Source organism: Cellulophaga sp. BC115SP, from assembly GCF_009905545.1.
Lineage (GTDB): Bacteria > Bacteroidota > Bacteroidia > Cytophagales > Spirosomataceae > Flectobacillus > Flectobacillus rivi.
Map to the genome: position 1 here is coordinate 1 of NZ_JAAALB010000114.1, position 2,354 is coordinate 2,354.

The 2,354-nt window shown below is 46.5% G+C and carries 2 tRNA genes and 2 rRNA genes; all 4 read left to right on the top strand.

Going from position 1 to position 2,354, the window contains the following annotated elements:
- Nucleotides 1–78 (top strand): 16S ribosomal RNA (locus GVN22_RS27795); the annotation flags it as partial.
- Between the two features lie 129 nt (nt 79–207).
- Nucleotides 208–281, top strand: a tRNA-Ile gene (locus GVN22_RS26980).
- Between the two features lie 16 nt (nt 282–297).
- Nucleotides 298–371, top strand: a tRNA-Ala gene (locus tag GVN22_RS26985).
- 166 nt (nt 372–537) lie between these two features.
- Nucleotides 538–2,354 (top strand): 23S ribosomal RNA (locus GVN22_RS26990); the annotation flags it as partial.

A 2,354-nucleotide genomic window follows, 5' to 3' on the forward strand; every position in this document is an offset into this window, starting at 1 on the left:
ATTAGGGTAGAACAGGTAATTGGGGCTAAGTCGTAACAAGGTAGCCGTACCGGAAGGTGTGGCTGGAACACCTCCTTTCTGGAGAGTGCGTATTGGAAACTTTTCTTACCAAATTTCAAAGTGTTTTGCTCGGAAGAGAGTATGACATAAGAGTATTAAAAAGGAGATTCACTTGCGAGAGTGAAGTGTGGAACTGAGAGGTAAAGCGGGCTTGTAGCTCAGGTGGTTAGAGCGCTACACTGATAATGTAGAGGTCCGTGGTTCGAGTCCACGCAGGCCCACAGGGTGAAGGTAATTGGGGGATTAGCTCAGCTGGCTAGAGCACCTGCCTTGCACGCAGGGGGTCAACGGTTCGAATCCGTTATTCTCCACAATTCGAAGAAGTATTATAATAGTAAAAGATGCAATTACGAACGAGTATTTGCGCACTGCTGAAGTTTGATTGATTTAATTATTGATTAAATGAAAGTATAAAGTTCCTTGACATATTGTGAAAGATAGAGAAACGAGTAAGAGTTAAAGAAATTTAGCGACAGAGCATAAGTGAATTAAGGGTGTATGGGGGATGCCTAGGCTCTTGAAGGCGAAGAAGGACGTGTTAAGCTGCGATAAGCTACGGGGATTTGCACAAAAGAATTAATCCGTAGATTTCCGAATGGGGCAACCCAATGGTTTGAAGAACCATTACCACAATGTGGGGCAAACCCGGAGAACTGAAACATCTAAGTACCCGGAGGAAGAGAAAACAAAAGTGATTCCGTAAGTAGTGGCGAGCGAACGCGGATTAGCCCAAACCGTTGTTGTTACGGCAATGACGGGGTTGTAGGACGTTTTTTTAGAAAAGATTTTAATTTGAATGAGTTGGGAAGCTCAGCCGTAGAAGGTGATAGCCCTGTAAGAGTACATAATCTGGACGTAGACGAATCCTGAGTAGGGGGGAGCTGGTGAAACTCCCTTTGAATCAGCCGGCACCATCCGGTAAGGCTAAATACTAACAAGAGACCGATAGTGAACGAGTACTGTGAAGGAAAGGTGAAAAGTACCCCGAATAGGGGGGTGAAAAGACCCTGAAACCATACACTTACAAGCGGTCGGAGCAGCGTGATGCTGTGACGGCGTGCCTTTTGCATAATGACCCTACGAGTTACTCTTCCTGGCAAGATTAAGGATTTAAGATCTGGAGTCGGAGCGAAAGCGAGTCTGAACAGGGCGTTTAGTCAGGGGGAGTAGACGCGAAACCTTGTGATCTACCCATGGCCAGGTTGAAGGTGTGGTAACACACACTGGAGGACCGAACGAGTTTACGTTGAAAAGTATTTCGATGAGCTGTGGGTAGGGGTGAAAGGCTAATCAAACTGGGAAATAGCTCGTACTCCCCGAAATGTTTTTAGGAACAGCGTCGTGGTTGAGTTTCATGCAGGTAAAGCTACCAATAGGACTAGGGGGAGTCAAATCCTACCAAATCCTGATGAACTCTGAATGGCATGAAATATACACGGCAGTGAGGGCCGGGGTGCTAAGGTCACGGTCCGAGAGGGAAAGAACCCAGACCAACAGTTAAGGTCCCAAAATCTATACTAAGTTGAACAAAGGAGGTCTGATTGCAGAGACAGCCAGGATGTTAGCTTGGAAGCAGCTATTCATTTAAAGAGTGCGTAACAGCTCACTGGTCGAGCGAGGCGGGCATCGATAATAAACGGGCATCAAGTATAGTACCGAAGCTTTGGATTATATAGAAATATATACTGGTAGGGGAGCATTCTGATAGCGGTGAAGGTGAATCGACAAGGTTTGCTGGAGTGATCAGAAAAGCAAATGTAGGGATAAGTAACGATAATGGGGGCGAGAAACCCCCACGCCGAAAAGTCAAGGATTCCTCAGCTATGCTAATCAACTGAGGGTTAGTCGGGGGCTAAGGGTCTAGCGAGAGCGACAATCTAATGCACATCAGGTTAATATTCCTGAACTTACTATTAGGGAAACACGATGACGGAGATTCGTGGTTGGCAGGTACTGACGGAATAGTGCCTCTGAGTGGAAGCCGCAAGGCAGATGCGAGTCAGCGAAGAAACTTCCAAGAAAAGTTGTGAATCATAACTTAATAGTAACCCGTACCGTAAACCGACACAGGTGACTGGGAAGAATATTCTAAGGCGCTCGAGTGAATCACGGCTAAGGAACTCGGCAAATTAACCCTGTAACTTCGGGATAAAGGGAGCCTACTCAGCGATGAGAGGCCGCAGAGAATTGGTCCAGGCGACTGTTTAACAAAAACACATGGCTTTGCAAAAACGAAAGTTGACGTATAAGGCCTGACACCTGCCCGGTGCTGGAAGGTTAAGAGGGGATGTTAG